The sequence below is a fragment of the Brevundimonas sp. genome (assembly GCF_013912005.1).
Classification (GTDB): domain Bacteria; phylum Pseudomonadota; class Alphaproteobacteria; order Caulobacterales; family Caulobacteraceae; genus Brevundimonas.
Genome location: NZ_JACESB010000019.1, coordinates 1 through 16367 on the forward strand (window position 1 = coordinate 1; position 16367 = coordinate 16367).

14 protein-coding genes are annotated in these 16367 nt (G+C 71.1%); 9 read left to right on the forward strand and 5 right to left on the reverse strand.

Annotated features, from left to right (window positions below; translation table 11 throughout):
- From H2038_RS11605 to aguB, 5 genes are all read left to right on the forward strand, one after another.
- Positions 1 to 101, forward strand: a 101-nt coding sequence (locus H2038_RS11605; protein WP_366926500.1) for a hypothetical protein, incomplete at its 5' end; no start/stop codon positions are given.
- 321 nt (positions 102 to 422) lie between these two features.
- A complete protein-coding gene (locus H2038_RS11610) occupies positions 423 to 3830 on the forward strand; it encodes a TonB-dependent receptor (protein WP_292113239.1) in 3408 nt (1135 codons plus the stop codon).
- 144 nt (positions 3831 to 3974) lie between these two features.
- Positions 3975 to 4976 carry an agmatine deiminase family protein gene (locus tag H2038_RS11615; RefSeq protein ID WP_292113242.1) on the forward strand — a complete coding sequence of 334 codons (1002 nt, stop codon included), beginning with the start codon at positions 3975 to 3977 and terminating at the stop codon, positions 4974 to 4976.
- A 32-nt stretch (positions 4977 to 5008) separates the two neighbouring features.
- Positions 5009 to 5383 carry a four helix bundle protein gene (locus tag H2038_RS11620; RefSeq protein ID WP_292113244.1) on the forward strand — a complete coding sequence of 125 codons (375 nt, stop codon included), beginning with the start codon at positions 5009 to 5011 and terminating at the stop codon, positions 5381 to 5383.
- A 46-nt stretch (positions 5384 to 5429) separates the two neighbouring features.
- Entirely contained in the window at positions 5430 to 6299 is an 870-nt protein-coding gene (gene aguB, locus H2038_RS11625; RefSeq protein WP_292113248.1) for an N-carbamoylputrescine amidase, read from the forward strand.
- Here aguB and H2038_RS11630 read toward each other — a convergent pair.
- From H2038_RS11630 to H2038_RS11650, 5 genes are all read right to left on the reverse strand, one after another.
- Positions 6266 to 7111, reverse strand: a complete 846-nt coding sequence (locus tag H2038_RS11630; protein ID WP_292113251.1) for a PA-phosphatase — start codon at positions 7109 to 7111, stop codon at positions 6266 to 6268. The genes aguB and H2038_RS11630 overlap by 34 nt on opposite strands.
- Positions 7093 to 7611, reverse strand: a complete 519-nt coding sequence (locus H2038_RS11635; RefSeq protein ID WP_292113254.1) for a hypothetical protein — start codon at positions 7609 to 7611, stop codon at positions 7093 to 7095. Before H2038_RS11635 ends, H2038_RS11630 begins: the two co-directional genes overlap by 19 nt.
- A gap of 81 nt (positions 7612 to 7692) precedes the next feature.
- Positions 7693 to 8025 (reverse strand): ribonuclease, encoded by a 333-nt coding sequence (locus tag H2038_RS11640; protein ID WP_292113257.1) that lies wholly within the window; start codon positions 8023 to 8025, stop codon positions 7693 to 7695.
- 104 nt (positions 8026 to 8129) lie between these two features.
- Complete coding sequence (locus tag H2038_RS11645; RefSeq protein ID WP_292113259.1) at positions 8130 to 9188, reverse strand: deoxyhypusine synthase; 1059 nt, start codon at positions 9186 to 9188, stop codon at positions 8130 to 8132.
- A gap of 102 nt (positions 9189 to 9290) precedes the next feature.
- Entirely contained in the window at positions 9291 to 10553 is a 1263-nt protein-coding gene (locus H2038_RS11650) for a type III PLP-dependent enzyme (RefSeq protein ID WP_292113263.1), read from the reverse strand.
- A gap of 197 nt (positions 10554 to 10750) precedes the next feature.
- On the opposite strand from H2038_RS11650, the gene H2038_RS11655 reads away from it, so the two are divergent.
- From H2038_RS11655 to phnE, 4 genes are all read left to right on the forward strand, one after another.
- A complete protein-coding gene (locus tag H2038_RS11655; protein WP_292113267.1) occupies positions 10751 to 13543 on the forward strand; it encodes a pitrilysin family protein in 2793 nt (930 codons plus the stop codon).
- 118 nt (positions 13544 to 13661) lie between these two features.
- Entirely contained in the window at positions 13662 to 14459 is a 798-nt protein-coding gene (gene phnC / locus H2038_RS11660) for a phosphonate ABC transporter ATP-binding protein (protein WP_292113270.1), read from the forward strand.
- Entirely contained in the window at positions 14456 to 15457 is a 1002-nt protein-coding gene (gene phnD, locus H2038_RS11665) for a phosphate/phosphite/phosphonate ABC transporter substrate-binding protein (protein WP_292113273.1), read from the forward strand. Before phnC ends, phnD begins: the two co-directional genes overlap by 4 nt.
- Before the next feature lie 80 nt (positions 15458 to 15537).
- Positions 15538 to 16338 carry a phosphonate ABC transporter, permease protein PhnE gene (gene phnE / locus H2038_RS11670; RefSeq protein WP_292113368.1) on the forward strand — a complete coding sequence of 267 codons (801 nt, stop codon included), beginning with the start codon at positions 15538 to 15540 and terminating at the stop codon, positions 16336 to 16338.
- Positions 16339 to 16367 lie beyond the last annotated feature (29 nt).

A 16367-nucleotide genomic window follows, 5' to 3' on the forward strand; every position in this document is an offset into this window, starting at 1 on the left:
CGCTGGACGGCAAGGGCGAGACCCAGCTGGCCCGCCCGACCGCCGACGGCGTGCGCGAGCCGCTCAACCGCCGCGCCACCATCAACATCAACTTCCGCTAAGCCGGAAGGCGATGCGGTCCCGGCTCCGGCCGGGACCGACAGGCCGGACCTACAGAGCCGCCGGTCCCGCAAGGGGCCGGCGGTTTTGCTTTGCGCCGGGCCTCGGGCGAAGCGGGAGGGGGGTGCCCCCGGCGGCGGCGACAGGCCGCGCCAGGGCCGCCGGCGGCAGTGTGTCTCCGACGCCACCCGGTCGGCCTGTCATATCACTGTCACACGACTGTCGTCCCCCTTTCCGACGGGAGCCGTAGAGGGAGCGGGATTTCAGCCGGCGAAGGCCGGTCGCTGGGCGCGCGCGCCCTTCTTCATCGGGGATAGATGACAATGACGAACCGCAAACGCGCGTTCTGGACGACGACGGCCCTGGCCACCTCCATGCTGGCGGCGAGCGCCGTCTACGCCCAGGAAACCACCGGCGCCATCCGCGGCCAGGTCACGAACGCCGACGGCTCCGCCGCCGTCGCCGCGAGCGTCACCATCGTCCACGAGCCCACCGGCACCAGCGTCACCACCGTCACCGACGCGAACGGCTTCTACAGCGCCCGCGGTCTGCGGGTCGGCGGCCCCTACACCGTCACCGTGGCCGGACCGGCCGGCGGCGGCGTGCGCCAGCTCGCCGGGATCGGCGTCGGCGACCCGGCCAACGGCGACGTGGTCGTCTACGGCGACGAGGCGGTCAGCATCGACGACGTGGTCGTCGTCGCCAGCCGCCGCTTCTCGAACGACTTCGGCGCGGGCTCGGCCTCCAACTACGGCGCCGACACCATCCAGTCGCTGCCCTCGATCAGCCGCGACCTGAAGGACGTCGCCCGTCTCGATCCGTTCGCCACCATCGACCCGTCGAACGAGGACGCCCTGTCCTTCGCGGGCACCAACACCCGCCTGAACCAGCTGACCGTCGACGGCATCCGCCAGAACGACGAGTTCGGCCTGAACGGCAACGGCTACCCGACGCAGCGCTCGCCGATCTCGCTGGACGCGGTGGAGGCGGTGAACGTCTCCGCGGCGCCGTTCAGCGTCATCAACAACGGCTTCATCGGCGGCTCGATCAACGCGGTCACCAAGTCGGGCGGCAACACCTTCTTCGGTTCGGCCTTCTACGAGAAGAGCGACGACAGCCTGCTCGGCGACCGGTACTACGGCTACGACCAGACGACCGGACCGGCCGGCAACCGCAACCTCGGCTACGGCCACCGCCGCGTGCTGCCGTACAACCGCGTGTTCGATGAGAAGACCTGGGGCGCGACCCTCGGCGGCCCGATCATTGAAGACACCCTGTTCTTCTTCCTGTCGTACGAGAAGTACGAGTCGGAGTTCTCGCTGAACGAAGGTCCGGCGGACGCCGGCTTCAGCAACCCGATCCCGCGCATCACCACCACCGCGGTGGAGAACTTCCGGGCCGCCGCCCAGGCGCGCTACGGCTATGACACCGGCTCCTACGTCGACGTCGCGCCGCCGGTCGAAGACGAGAAGATGCTCGCCAAGGTCGACTGGAACATCAACGACAACCACCGCCTGGCCGTCACCTACCAGGAGACGATCGGCAACTCCTTCAACGGCTCGACCTCCTCGGCCTTCATCAACGGCGGCTCGACCAGCCAGCCGCGCCTGGCCCTGGAGTCCAGCCAGTACCTGAAGGACGAGCGCCTCACGACCTGGAACGCCCAGCTCAACTCGCAGTGGACGGACGCCTTCTCGACCGAACTGCGCGTCGGCTACAAGGAAACCGAGACCACCCAGCTGCCGGTCGGCGGCCTGTCGGTCGGTCAGGTGACGGTGAACGTGGCTGACCTGCCGGGCGTCGAAGCCGGCTCCGGCACGCCGCAGATCCAGTTCGGCGCGGACAACTTCCGCCACGACAACTACCTCTACAGCGAGAACACCAACGCCGAGCTGATCGGCCGCTACAACTGGGGCGCCCACGACTTCCTGTTCGGCCTGCGGACGGAGAAGCGCGACTTCACCAACGTCTTCGTCGCCCAGTCGCTCGGCACCTGGACCTTCTCCAGCTTCGCCAACTTCCAGGCGGGCATCGCTTCGGGCCTGATCATCCGCGGCGCCGTTGACCCGACCGGCGGCACGGTGCCGGCGCAGTTCGGCACCGCCCGCGAGGGCGCCGTGCTCTTCGGCTACGATCTGAACTCGCTCTATGCGGAAGACACCTGGCAGCTGTCGGACGATCTGCGGGTCTCCTACGGCCTGCGCTACGACTGGTTCGCGATGGACGACCGTCCGACCCGGAACGCGTCCTTCGCCGCCCGCAACGGCTTCGACAACACGTCGAACCTCGACGGCCGCGACCTGTTCATGCCGCGCTTCGGCTTCAACTGGACCCCGGGCGAGTGGACCGTCTCGGGCGGCATCGGCCGCTTCTCGGCGATCGGCACCAACGTCCAGATCGGCAACCCCTTCGGCAACGACGGCGCCCGCATCACCAACGCGGTCTGCACCGGCCCGCTGACGGGGATCACCGACCTGTCGGTCGTCCCGGCCGGCGCCAACTGCACCTTCACGCCGGGCAACGGCAGCGTCGTGGCCCTGGATCCCGACTTCGAGATCCCGAGCGCGTGGAAGTACAACCTGACCGTCGCGCGTGACTTCACCCTGCCGTTCATCGAAGACTTCCGCCTGCAGGCCGACGTCCTCTACAACGACTTCGAGAACGCCCTCTACTACACCGACCTGCTGGCCAACCAGATCGGCACGGCTCCGGACGGCCGCCCGGTGTACTCGCACCCCGCGGGCCCGGTCGTGTTCGACCTGCTGCTGACCAACCTGGAAGAGGGCGGCTCCTCGTTCTCGACGGCCTTCACGGCCCAGAAGAACTGGGACGACGGCGTGTTCCGCGGTCTGGATGTGCGGGCGACCTACACCTACACGGAAGCTGAAGACGGCAACCCGCTGACCAGCTCGCAGCCGGACTCGTCCTACGTCCGCTTCGCCTCCACCGACCACAACAACCCGGTGCTGGCGACCTCGGACTACGAGATCCGTCACCGGTTCTCGGTCAACGCCCACTGGGCCCGCGAACTGTTCGGCGACAACGAGACCTCGGTGAACCTGTTCATCCAGCGGCGCTCGGGCCTGCCCTACTCCTTCGTGTATCACAACAGCCGTTCGGGCAGCTTCGACAACGACTTCGGCAACGCCGTGCCGCAGTCCTACTCGGGCGCGCTCGGCACCTCGAACCAGCTGTTCTACGTGCCGCAGGTCGACCCGACCACGGGCCTAGTCACCGCGACCAGCGACCCGCGGATCACCTACACCGGCATCAACATGGCGGACTTCAACGCCTTCCTGCAGAACACCGGCCTCATCAAGTACGCCGGCTCGGTCGCTCCGCGGAACGCGTTCCGCTCCGCGGCCGTGACCACTGCGGACATCCGTCTGTCCCAGGAAATCTCGGTTCCGTACGTCCCGACCGGCAAGATCAAGCTGTACATGGACATCGAGAACTTCGGGAACCTGATCAACGATCGCTGGGGCGCGGTTGAGCAGTATCCGTTCTACCGCGGCGTCGGCACGGTCGTCCTGGCCTGCCAGACCCCCGGTGGCGCGGCGGCCTCCTGCGCGGCTCCGAACGCGGTCTTCAACTACTCGCAGTTGCAGACCCCGAACCTCGCCCTAGGCGGCCAGCCGGACGCCTCGCTCGCCGGCGAGGCCCGCCGGCCGAGCAGCCAGCTTCCTGCCTCGACCTGGCAGATCAAGCTGGGCGCGCGGTTCGACTTCTAGAACCGGCCACAACGCCAGTAACGGAGGGGGGCGGTCCGGCGACGGGCCGCCCCTTCTTCTTGCCCGGGCCGGACTGACGCGTTGAACTCCTGGCGCGAGATGCCTATCTGGCGCGGCTCCGCCGCCGTCCGAGGATTCCCGCCGATGACCCGTCCCGTCCCCGCCGAATGGGCGCCCCACCGCGCCATGTGGGTCGGCTGGCCGAGCCACGCCGAGCTGTGGGAGGACAATCTCGCCCCCGCCCGGGCCGAGGTGGAGGCCCTGGTCCGCGCCCTGGCCGGTCCCGGCCGCGAGCGCGTCCGGCTGCTGGTCGGCAAGGCCGAGGCCCTCGAGGACGCCCGCGCCCGCTTCGCCGGCGTGGCGGGCGTCGAGATCGTCGACGGCCGCTTCGGCGACATCTGGCTGCGCGACACCGGCCCGATCTTCGGGGCCGGCTCGGCGCGCGCGGCCGCCTTCCGCTTCAACGGCTGGGGCGGCAAGTACGAGCTGGAGCACGACGACACGGTGGCGGCGCAGATCGGCGCGGCCGCCGCGACGCCGCTGGACCGCCACGACTTCATCCTCGAGGGCGGCGCCCTGGATCACGACGGGGCGGGCACGATCCTGACCACCCGCCAGTGCCTGCTGAACCCCAACCGGAACGCCGGCTGGACCGAGGCCGCGGCCGAGGCGGCGCTGGCGGAGGCGCTGGGCGCCCGCAAGGTGCTGTGGCTCGGCGACGGCCTGCTGAACGACCACACCGACGGCCACGTCGACAACCTCGCCCGCTTCGTCGCCCCCGGCGTCGTCGCCTGTCCCGTCGCCTGGGGCCGCGGCGATCCGAACGACGACGTCTACGCCGAGGTCGCCCGCGCCCTCTCGGAGATGACCGACGCCGAAGGCCGGCCGATCCGCCGCCTGCCGCTTCCGTCGCCCGGCTTCGTCGGGGACGCGGACGAGCGGCCGATCCCGGCCAGCCACATGAACTTCCTGATCGCCAACGGCGCCGTCATCGTCCCCACCTACGGCGACGAAGCCGCCGCCCGCCTCGTTTGCGAAGGCCTCGCCACCGTCTTCCCCGACCGCGAGATCATCCCCCTGCCGTCGCTCGCCATCCTCTCCGGCGGCGGCTCTTTCCACTGCATCTCCCAGCAGGAGCCGGAGTGAGCGGGGGAGTGAAAAGTGCTAGTGAGCAAGAGGTGAGCACTGACGCGCCTCGGAGCCATCGCGATCTCAAGGTCTGGCAGATCTCCCTGGACCTGACGGAGACGCTGTACCGGGTCACGGCGGATTGGCCGAAACACGAGCAGTTCGGCCTGATCAGCCAGGTTCGCCGCGCAGCAGTTTCGGTCCCGGCCAACATCGCAGAGGGCGCCGGCCGGCGAACGGCGGGCGAATTCATGCATTTTGTCGGCGTCGCGCGGGGTTCGCTTGCGGAGCTCGAAACCCTCCTCGCAGTGGCCCGCCGCCTCGACTACATCGAGGAGCCTGTCTTCCGGAGCCTCTCCGAGGATCTGTTCGAGCTTGGCCGCATGACCACTGGCCTGCTGCGAACACTTGAAGAACGTCGCTGATGCTCACCCCTTGCTCACTAGCACTTTTCACCCGGACCCAGTCGCGATGCCCCGAACAATCTCCGTCGCCGCGCTCCAGACCTCGTACGGCGAGGACATGGGCGCGAACATCGACAAGACCATCTCGCTCATCCGCGAGGCCGCCGGCCGTGGCGCGCAGGTGATCCTGCCGTCCGAGCTGTTCCAGGGGCCGTACTTCTGCGTCTCCCAGGAAGAGAAGTGGTTCGGCCACGCCTGGCCGTGGCGCGAGCATCCGTGCGTCACCGCCCTGCAGCCGATCGCGGCCGAGCTCGGCGTCGCCATCCCGGTGTCGATCTTCGAGCGCGAGGGGCCGCATTACTTCAACTCGATGGTCATGCTGGACGCCGACGGCTCGGCCATGGGCGTCTACCGCAAGAGCCACATCCCGGATGGCCCCGGCTATCAGGAGAAGTACTACTTCCGGCCCGGCGACACCGGCTTCAAGGTGTGGAACACCCGCCACGGCCGCGTCGGCGTCGGCATCTGCTGGGACCAGTGGTACCCCGAGACCGCCCGCGCCATGATGCTGCAGGGCGCCGAGGTGCTGTTCTACCCGACCGCCATCGGCTCCGAGCCGCACGACAAGGAGCTGGACACCGCCGATCCCTGGCGGCGCGCCATGCAGGGGCATGCGGTGTCCAACGTCGTGCCGGTCGTCGGCGCCAACCGCATCGGCCACGAGCACGCGACCGAGGTCGGGCAGGTCTTCTACGGCTCGTCCTTCATCGCCGACCACCGCGGCGACCTGGTCGAGAGTCTCGGCCGCGAGGAGGAGGGCGTGCTCGTGCACAGCTTCGACCTCGACTACATCGACCGCCACCGGGCCGCTTGGGGCTTCTTCCGCGACCGCCGCACCGACCTCTACGGCTCGCTGGTCGCCCCCCGCCCGGCCTGACCGCCCGGCGCCGGCGGAGCGCGCCACTGGCGCAGGGCGCGGCGCTCCGCGGCGCAGGCGGGGCTGGACAGCCCCTCCGCCCGCGCCGCCGCCAGCTCGCCGCGCGCCGCCTCCAGGTCCGGGGTGAAGGCCGGCCGGGCCGCCGCGGCCGCGTAGACGGCCGCCCCCGCCGCGAGGCCGTCCTCGACGTCCGCCGGCCAGTTCATCCGGCAGACGGCGCGGCTCCAGCCGATCTCCCGCGCCGTCCGCCGCGCTGCGGCGCCGGCGTCGGGGGCGAGGGCGGCGAACAACTCCCCGTAGGCCCCGGCGACGATCGCGCCGACGGCCGGGCGCGAAGGCCCGTTCCGCACGCCGGCCGGAACCCGCTCGCACGGCTCCAGTCCCGCGACGCGGGCGAACGGCCGCGGCGGTCCCGGATCGCCGCCGCCGCCGGCCCGCGCGGCCGCCGCCGCATCGGCCGCCAGCCGGGCCATCAGCCGGGTCAGCGCCGGCCGCGGCCGCTCCGCCAGCCGCGTCCCGAGGGCGCAATCGAAATGCTGGGCGGCCCACGGCGGGCGCAGCTCGGCGTGGGCGGTGGCCAGCCACCAGCGATCCGTTCCGGGAGGGACGGCGCCGAACAGGGACAGGGCCTCCGCCTCCGCCTCGCCGGCGGCCGGAGCCCGCGCGAGCATCCGCCCGAGGCGGTCGATGTCCCCGGGAGAGAGGTAGCCCGCCGGCGCGGCCGCGTCGGGGCGCGGCCCGGGCGTCGCACAGCCGGCGAGGAGGAGGGCGGCCGCGACGGCCGCCCGCGGGATCACCGTCCGCTGGACCACGACAGGACGACGTCGGTCGGCCCGTCCTCGACCGGCGTGGCGACCACATTGAGCATCTGGCCGCGACCGTCCGCCCCGTCGCCGGCGGCGTAGCCGCGCGCGCCGTCGCGGTTGAGGCTGGTGATCGACTTCAGCCCGGCCGCCTCCGCCCGCTGACGGTAGAAGGCGACCACCTCGTCCGGCGTGGCCTCGGTGGTGAACTCCAGCATGCCGCCGGGCCCCGCCGGGCTCTGTCCGGACACCGCGCCCGACTTGGCCACGCCGCCCGGATAGACGACGGCGAAGGCCGGCGCGCCGGGGGCGGCGGGCAGGGCGGGCCCGGCGGCGACCTCGGCCCCGGCGGCCGGCGCGGCCCGGCCGGGGTCAGCCGGCGGGGGCGTGGCGGCGGTCTCCGTGGCGGCGTCGGCGGCGGCCGGAGCGGCCGGCTCCTCCGCGGGCCGGTCGCATCCCGTCATGACCATGGCCGCCGACACAGCGGCGGCCGCGAACAAGCGCTTCATCCCGTACTCGTCCTCGAAGAGACTGTCTTTGTTGGCCTCACCGTGACGCAAGCCCGCGCCGGCGGCAAGGCGGTGCGGCGATCAGCCGGTCGCGGCGTCCACGTCGTCGCCCGCTTGGCGCTCGGCGGTGTCGTTGACCGTGGTCTTGCCCTCGACGGGATCCCCGGCCGCTCCCTGGAACTCCGTCCCGGCCATGCCTTCCGTGGCGAGGCTCTCGTTGATCGCGTCCTGGTCCGGATCGTCCTCGGAGCCGGAGGCCGAGCCGCCGCGCAGCGACCCGGCGACGGTGTCGGAGCCCTGGTCGCTGCCGGACAGGGCGTCGGTCAGGGCGTCGGGGGTGCGGCCGAGGTCGGGCTTCTCGCCGACCTCCCCGGCCTCGCGGGCGTCCTCGGTCTGGGGCGGTTGCTGGCTCATGACGGCGGTTCTCCTTCACGGAGGGAAGCGGCCGTCGCGGCGCGCGGTTCCCCGGCGTCGCCGCAAGAAGAAGGGGCCGGGAGACGATCTCCCGGCCCCCCCGATCAGGCCTGCTTTTCGAACAGCTTCTGCCAGCGCCGCGGCTCGCGGTTCTTCCACGCCCCGCGGTGGTAGGCGTCCGAGCCGATCAGCGGCACCACCGTGGTGGCCTCGGCGAAGACCATCTGCTCGTAGGTGGTCGAGACCTTGCCCCAGGAGGCGGCCTCCTTGAGCGTCGACGACGAGCAGGCGCCGTCGCGCACGTCGGCCACGGTGATCTGCACCGCGTACTTGTGCATGTCGGCCTCGACGCCGAGGATCTCGGCGCAGACGACGGTGTCCTGGGCGAAGTTCTTCGGCACGCCGCCGCCGACCATGAACAGGCCGGTGGTGCCCGCCGCGATCTTGATGTCGGTCAGTTCGCGGAAGTCGGCGATGGCGTCCAGCATCATGTAGGGCTGGCCGGCCGCGGCCCGCTCCTTCTGGTGCTTGACCAGGCCGAAGCCGGCCGAGCTGTCGACGAAGGCCGGGCAGAAGATCGGCACGTCCATCTCATAGGCGGTCTGGATCAGGCTGCCTTCCTTCTTCGCGTTCCCTTCCGACAGCCACTTGCCCATCTCCCGGATGAACTCGCGCGAGGAATAGCCGCGCGGCTCCAGACGGTTGGCGATCTCCAGGATGGTGTGGTCGCAGGCCTGGAGCTCTTCCTCGTCGATGTAGGTGTCGTAGATCCGGTCGATGTAGTTGTCGCGCAGGACGTTGTCGTCGACCGGGCCCGCGGCCTGGTAGTGCTTGAAGCCGAGGGCCTCGAAGAAGTCCATGTCGACGATCGAGGCGCCGGTGGCGACGATGGCGTCGATCATGCCGAACTTCACCATGTCGCGGTACACGTGCATGCAGCCGCCGGCCGAGGTGGATCCGGCGAGGATCAGCCACGGCGAGCAGTCCTTGTCCTCGATCGCCATGTTGAAGATGTCGGCCGCGCGGGCGGTGTCCCGCGACGAGAACGACATCTTGCGCATCGAATCGATGATCGGGCGGGCGTCGTAGGAGGTGATGTCGACGTGCTCGACGACGTTCGAGAGCAGTTCGGCCTTCATGTTGGACTGAACGGGAGCGTTCATCGGTTTGGTTTCCCTTACAGGTGAGCGCCCGTCGTCAGGAGAAGCAGCGGCCCGGACGGAGCGACGGGCCGCTGTTGTGGGATATCAGCCGAAAGCGGCGACCTAGCGGCGACGGCGCTTCTGGCCGGCCTTGCCCTTGGGGCGCGACAGCCGGACGACCTTGCGGGCCTGCTCCTCGGCCGAGGTGCGGACCGTGGGGATCGAGCGCGGGGCCAGGCCGTAGAGCGAGGCCATCGGGGCGTCCTCGACCGCGGCGATGTCGTGCTCGCCGTAGCCGTTGAAGCCCGTCGTCATGGCGACGCCATAGGCGCCCAGCATGCCGATCTCGATGAAGTCGCCTTCCTGCACGTCGGCCGGCAGCCAGAACGGACCCGGCATGTGGTCGATCGAGTCGCAGGTCGGACCGTAGAAGCGGAACGGCTTCAGGTCGCCCGAACGCTCGCCGTCCCGGACCAGCTTGGTCGGGAAAGGCCAGCGCGAGTGCGTGGCGTCGAACAGCGAGCCGTACGAGCCGTCGTTCAGGTACAGGGCGTCGCCCTTGCGCAGGTCGACCCGGCACAGCACCGACGAGGACTCGGCGACCAGCGCGCGGCCGGGCTCGCACCACAGCTCGGTGGTGTGGGTGACCGGCATCTCGGCGAAGCCGCGGTGGATGGCGTCGGCGTACTCCTGCAGGTCCGGCGGGACCATGCCCGGATAGACCGAGGGGAAGCCGCCGCCGACGTCGACGATGTCGACGATCACCCCGGCGCGCGCGATGGCGCGGCCGACCTGGGCCATGGCCGCCTCGTAGGCCGACGGCCGCATGCACTGCGAGCCGACGTGGAAGGACACGCCCATCAGCCCGTCCTTGACCGCCTGGCGGGTGGCCAGCAGCAGGGCGGGGGCCTGGTCCGGCGAGACCCCGAACTTGCCCGACAGCGAATAGGCCGCGCCGTCCGCCGACACGCCCATGCGCACGACCAGGTTCAGGTCGGGCGCGCCGCCGGTGGCGTCGAGGATCTTGGCCAGCTCGTCGTGGCTGTCGAGCGAGAAGGTGCGGACGCCGTGGTCGAAATAGGCCTTCGTGATCGCGCCGCGGCTCTTCACCGGGTGCATGAAGGCCAGGCGCGCGTCGGCGCTGACCGAACGCACCAGCTCGATCTCGGAGAGCGAGGCCACGTCGAAGGCGGTGACGCCCGCCTCGACCAGGGTCTCGATGACCCAGCGCGAGGGGTTCGCCTTCACCGCATAGAAGACGTCGGCTTTCAGATTATCCTGGAACCAGCGCGCCGCTACGGAAACCGAACGCGGCCGCACAAGGGCGACGGGACGCTCGGGGGACCGCTCACGGACCAGGTCCAGGGGAAGCTGGTACGTGCGCAATTCACGTAACCCCCTGATTGTTGTTAACCCAGACCGGCGTTAGCGGCGCAGCGATACAGACCTACGGGGTCCGCCGGAGCGCGCGATATGGGGAAACCGCGCCGTCATGTAAAGCGGTTTTTTCGTGACGCAGCCGTAACTTGAACGGGGTTCGTCGAGGCGTATCGTTCCCGCCGCAGTCGCCCGGGGGAGTCATCATGCGCCGCAACGCCTTCGCCGCCGCCTTCGCCGCCCTCGCCCTCGCCGCCGGAGCCGCCCCTGTCGCGGCCCAGGTCCCGGCGTCGGAACTGGCCCGCAGCGTCGACATCCCCTTCGAGGAGTTCACCCTCGACAACGGCCTGCGCGTGGTGGTGCACACCGACCGCAAGGCGCCGGTGGTCGCCGTGCAGGCCTGGTACAACGTCGGCTCCAAGGACGAGCCGGAAGGCCGGACCGGCTTCGCCCACCTGTTCGAGCACATCGGCCTGTTCAATCCGACCGAGAACCTCCCCGGCGGTCTGATGGAGCCCCTGCGCGCCATGGGCGCGACCGACTGGAACGGCACCACCTGGTTCGACCGCACCAACTTCTTCCAGACCGTGCCGACGGCGGCGCTGGAGCGGGCGCTCTATATGGAGAGCGACCGCATGGGGCACCTGCTGGGCGCCCTGAACCAGGAGCGGCTCGATAACCAGCGGGGCGTGGTCCAGAACGAGAAGCGCCAGGGCGACAACCAGCCCTACGGCCTGGTCCAGTACGCGCGGCTGGAGGGGCTCTTCCCCGAGGGGCATCCGTACCGCCACTCGACCATCGGCTCGATGGCCGACCTCGACGCCGCCAGCCTCGAAGACCTGCGCCGGTGGCACCGCGACAACTACGGCCCCAACAACGCCGTGCTCGTGCTGGCCGGCGACGTCGACGCCGCCACGGCGCGGACCCTGGTCGAGCGCTACTTCGGACACATCCCCCGGGGGGCGGAGAACCGCCCCGCCGAGGCCGACATCCCGACCCTCCCGGCCCGCGTCGACCGCGTGATGCACGACCGGGTGCCGAACGTCCGCCTTTACCGGAACTGGGCCGTGCCGGGCCTCCTCGACGCCTCGGCGGCCGATCTGGACGTCGCCGCCACGGTGTTCGGCGGCCTCGCCAGCTCCCGGCTCGACAATGCGCTGGTCCGCGGCGACCAGACCGCCACCGCCGTCACCGCCGGCTACCAGCCCTTCCACCGGCTCGGCCTGTTCACCGTCTCGGTCGATGTGAAGCCGGGAGAGGACGCCGACGCCGTCTCGGCCCGGCTGGACGAGCTGATGGCCGGTTTCGTGGCCGAAGGCCCCTCCGCCGACGAGGTCGCCCGGGTCGTCGCCACCCGCATGTCGCAACGGATCCAGGCGCTGGAGCCGACCGGCGGCTTCGGCGGCAAGGCGGTGGTGCTGGCCGAGGGCGAACTCTACGCCGACGACCCCGGCTTCTACCGCCGCCAGCTGGCCGCCTACGCCGCCGTCACCCCGGACAGCGTCCGGTCGGCCATGGACCGCTGGCTGAGCCGCCCCGTGCTGGCCATCCGGGTCGAGCCCGGCGAGCGGGAGCCGTATGCGGAGGCCGCGGCGGTGCGGCCGGAACCGACTCCGCCCGAGCCGCTCGAGATCACGCCGCGGGAGCCGATGCCCGAGGTGGGGCCGATGAAGGCCCTCGACTTCCCGGCCGTCGAGCGGGCCCGCCTGTCGAACGGCGTGGAGGTGATCTACGCCCGCTCGACCACCGTCCCCACGACGCGCATCGCGGTGGAGTTCGACGCCGGCGTCGCCGCTGACCCGGCGGACGCGCCGGGCACGCAACGCCTGATGCTCAACCTGCTCACCGAGGGCACGGAGAGCCGGACCGCCGTCGAGATCGCCGAACAGCAGGAGCGCCTCGGCGCCTCCATCAGCGCCTTCGCCTCCACCGACCGGACCACGGTCGGCCTGACCACCGTCAGCGCCAACCTGGAGCCGTCGCTCGACCTTCTGGTCGACGTGCTGCGCAATCCCGCCTTCCGCGAGGCCGACCTCGAGCGCCGCCGGGCCCAGCAGCTCGCCGCGATCGCCCAGGAGCTCGCCGCCCCGGCCGGCATGGCCACCCGGGCCCTGCCGACGCTGCTGTACGGCGAGGCGCATCCCTACGGCCGCAGCGGTCTCGGCGCGGGCGTCGCGGCGGCGGTGGCCGGCCTCGACCGCGAGGACCTGCTGGCCTTCCACCGCACCTGGATCCGGCCCGACAACGCCCGGCTCTTCGTGGTCTCCGACCGCCCGCTCGCGGATCTGACGCCGCTGCTGGAGGCCCGGCTGGGGAGCTGGGCGGCGCCCGCCGCGCCCCGGGGGGTGAAGTCCTTCGACGCCCCGGTTCCGGCCGCCCGCTCGCGCGTGGTCCTGATCGACCGTCCGCAGTCGCCCCAGTCGATCATTCTCGGCGGCATGTTGCTGCCGGTCACCGGCCGCGACGACCTGGTCACCCTCAACGCCGCCAACGAGGCGATCGGCAGCGGCTTCCTGTCCCGGATCAACCAGGACATCCGCGAGACCCGCGGCTGGTCGTACGGCCTGTTCGGCCAGGTCAACGCGCTGGAGCACCGGAGCGGCTACAACATCTACGCCCCGGTCCAGTCCAACCGCACCGGCGAGTCGATCCAGGCGCTGATGGAGCAGTATCGCGCCTTCCTGTCCGACCGCGGCGTCACCGCGGCCGAGCGGGAGCGGATCGTGAACGGCAACGTCGGGCAGCTGCCGGGCAGCTTCGAGAGCTCGGCGGCGGTCCTCAACGCCCTGCGCAGCAACGCCCTGTTCAACCGGCCTGACGACTACTGGGAGACGCTGGGGCCGCGCTACCAGGCTCTGGACGCCGCGGCCATGGACGCCGAGGCCCGCCGGGTCTTCGGCGAGCCGCAGTTCGTCTGGGTGGTGGTGGGCGACGCCGCCGTGGTCCGGCCGCAACTCGAGGCGCTGGGCCTGCCGGTCGAGGAGCAGCCCGCCCGCTAGACGGTGTGTCGCACAGCCGCCGTGCTGGACGAAAACGCTGCGAACGTGCCATTAAGACTTGCCTCGTGGGTCCGTTCGGGCCATGCGGCGCCCCCGTGCAACCGCCCGCCGCGTGTCCATGACCTCCACCGCCGCCGCCGTCGCGTCCGTCCGGGACGTGTCCAAGACATTCGGCGCCCGCAAGGCCCTGAACGGCGTGTCCGTCGAGGTCGCCGCCGGCGAGATGGTGGCCCTGATCGGGCCCTCCGGCTCCGGCAAGTCGACCCTGCTGCGCTCGATCACCGGCCTGCAGTCGATCGATCCGGGCAAGGGCACCATCGCCGTGTTCGGCGAGGTGGTGCAGAAGGACGGCCGCGTCACCGGCCGGGTCCGCGCCGCGCGCCAGAAGCTCGGCATGATCTTCCAGCAGTTCAACCTGGTCGGCCGGCTGTCGCTGTTCTCCAACGTCATGCTCGGGGCCCTCGGCCGCATTCCGGGCTGGCAGGGCGTGCTTGGCCTGTGGCCGGCCGCCGACAAGCGCCGGGCCATGGAGGCGCTGCACCGCGTCGGCGTGGCCGACTACGCGGCCCAGCGCGCCAACACCCTGTCGGGCGGCCAGCAGCAGCGCGGCGCCATCGCCCGCGCCCTGGTGCAGGGCGCCCGGGCCATCCTCGCCGACGAGCCGGTCGCCTCGCTGGACCCCGTCTCCGCCCGCAAGGTGATGGAGCTGCTGGTCGAGCTGAACCAGCGCGACGGCCTCGGCGTCATCGTCACCCTGCACCAGGTCGACTACGCCATCCGCTATTGCGAGCGGGTGATCGCCCTGCAGGCCGGGAAGGTCGTCTACGACGGCCCCTCGACCGGCCTCGACACCCGCCGCCTGATCGAAATCTACGGTCCCGAATTCGAGGACGCCTTCTGGGAAACCAAGGCATGAGCTTCTCCCGCATGACCCGCCGCGCGGCGCTCGCCGCCGCCCTCGTCCTCGGCGTCGCCGCCTGCGGCGCCGGCGGCGACGACAAGAAGGCCGCCGGCGCGCCGGAAGAGATCACCTTCTCCATCCTCTCGGCCGAGGGCCAGGCCTCGTCCGGCCCGCTGTGGGCCCCGCTGCTCGAGGACATGTCGAAGGCCATCGGCGTGCCGGTGAAGCCCTTCTTCGCCGGCAACTACAACGTGCTGGTCGAGGCCATGCGCTTCGACCAGACCCAGGTGGCCTGGTTCTCGGCCAAGCCGGCCCTCGAGGCGGTCGAGCGCGCCGAGGGCGAGGTCATCGCCCGCATCGTCGACCCCGAGGGCCGCGACAGCTACCGCTCGACCCTCATCGTCCGGACCGGTTCGGGCATCACGCTCGACGACGTGCTGGCCTGCGGCAAGCGCTACGACTTCGGCATCGGCGACGCCCAGTCGACCTCGGGCACGCTCGCGCCGATGACCTTCCTGTTCAATCCGCGCGGCATCGTCCCGGCCCAGTGCTTCAAGACCGTGCGCTCGGCCAACCACCAGGCCAACGCCTTCGCGGTGGCCACCGGCGTGGTCGACGTCGCCACCTCGAACACCGTCAACACCGTCTTCCTGAACCGCCAGAACCCGCAGGTCGCCGCCCAGATCCAGGAGATCTGGCAGTCGCCGCCGATCCCGGAGTCGGGCATCGTCATCCGCGAGGATCTGGACCCGGCGCTGAAGGAGAAGATCCGCAGCTTCTTCCTGACCTACGGCAAGGGCGACGGCGCGGAGGCCGAGCGCCAGCGCCAGGTGCTGGCCGGTCTGAACTACTCCGAGTTCCGCGCCGCCGACGACGGCTACCTCGACCCCGTGCGCGAGATGGTCGCCGACCAGCAGCTCGCCGACGCCCGCCAGCGCGGCGACCAGGCCGCCATCGCCGCGGCCGAGCGCGAGCTGCAGCGCCTGCGGGCCAAGCGCGAGGTCCAGCCTTGACCGACGCCCCCGCCGCGGCCGCCGCGCCGCCCGCGACGCCGGTCCCCGCCCCGCCGGCGAAGTCCCTGTCGGCCTGGCTGATGGACGTCCTGCTGTGGGGCGGCCTGGCCTTCGTGCTGATCATCAGCTTCGGCAAGGTCGACATGGCCAACCTGCCGCGGCTGTTCACCGAGTCGCAGAACATCCAGCTCTACGGCCGCGACCTGCTGCGGCCCGAATGGGGCGCGATCTTCCCCGACGCCGGCAACTGGCTGGAGTCGGCGGCCCTGGTGTTCACCGACCCGAACCGCAGCCTCGCGGGCCAGATGTGGCTGACCGTCCAGATCGCCCTGTGGGGCACCTTCCTGGCGGTCTTCCTGGCGGTGCCGCTGGGCCTGATGGCGGCCCGCAACATCGCCCCGGCCTGGCTGGTCTGGCCGATCCGCCGGGTCATGGACCTGCTGCGCTCGATTCCCGACCTGGTCATGGCCACCATCTTCATCGTCGCCGTCGGCCTCGGCCCGCTGGCCGGCGTGCTGGCGCTGGCGATGAACACCGGCGGCGTGCTGGCCAAGCTGTTCTCCGAGGCGGTCGAGTCGATCGACAAGGGCCCCGTCGAGGGCGTGCGCGCCACCGGCGCCTCCAAGCTGCACGAGATCGTCTGGGGCGTGATCCCGCAGGTGGCCCCGCTGTGGACCTCCTTCGCCCTCTACCGCTTCGAGTCGAACAGCCGGGCGGCCACCGTGCTGGGCCTGATCGGCGCCGGCGGCATCGGCCAGCGCCTGTTCGAGAGCATCCAGGCCTTCAACTACCGCGAGGTGGCCGCCATCGCGATCGTCATCGTGGTCGCCGTGACCCTGATCGACACCCTGTCCCAGGTGATGCGCAAGCGCCTGCTGTAAGGCGGCGTCCGCCGTCGACGGGCAAGAGA

Coding starts and splice junctions, on each gene's coding strand:
- H2038_RS11640 (WP_292113257.1), bottom strand. CDS start 8,025: ATGAGCCAGCAACCGCCCCAGACCGAGGACGCCCGCGAGGCCGGGGAG.
- aguB (WP_292113248.1), top strand. CDS start 5,430: ATGCCCCGAACAATCTCCGTCGCCGCGCTCCAGACCTCGTACGGCGAG.
- H2038_RS11615 (WP_292113242.1), top strand. CDS start 3,975: ATGACCCGTCCCGTCCCCGCCGAATGGGCGCCCCACCGCGCCATGTGG.
- H2038_RS11655 (WP_292113267.1), top strand. CDS start 10,751: ATGCGCCGCAACGCCTTCGCCGCCGCCTTCGCCGCCCTCGCCCTCGCC.
- H2038_RS11610 (WP_292113239.1), top strand. CDS start 423: ATGACGAACCGCAAACGCGCGTTCTGGACGACGACGGCCCTGGCCACC.
- phnE (WP_292113368.1), top strand. CDS start 15,538: ATGGACGTCCTGCTGTGGGGCGGCCTGGCCTTCGTGCTGATCATCAGC.
- phnD (WP_292113273.1), top strand. CDS start 14,456: ATGAGCTTCTCCCGCATGACCCGCCGCGCGGCGCTCGCCGCCGCCCTC.
- H2038_RS11645 (WP_292113259.1), bottom strand. CDS start 9,188: ATGAACGCTCCCGTTCAGTCCAACATGAAGGCCGAACTGCTCTCGAAC.
- H2038_RS11635 (WP_292113254.1), bottom strand. CDS start 7,611: ATGAAGCGCTTGTTCGCGGCCGCCGCTGTGTCGGCGGCCATGGTCATG.
- phnC (WP_292113270.1), top strand. CDS start 13,662: ATGACCTCCACCGCCGCCGCCGTCGCGTCCGTCCGGGACGTGTCCAAG.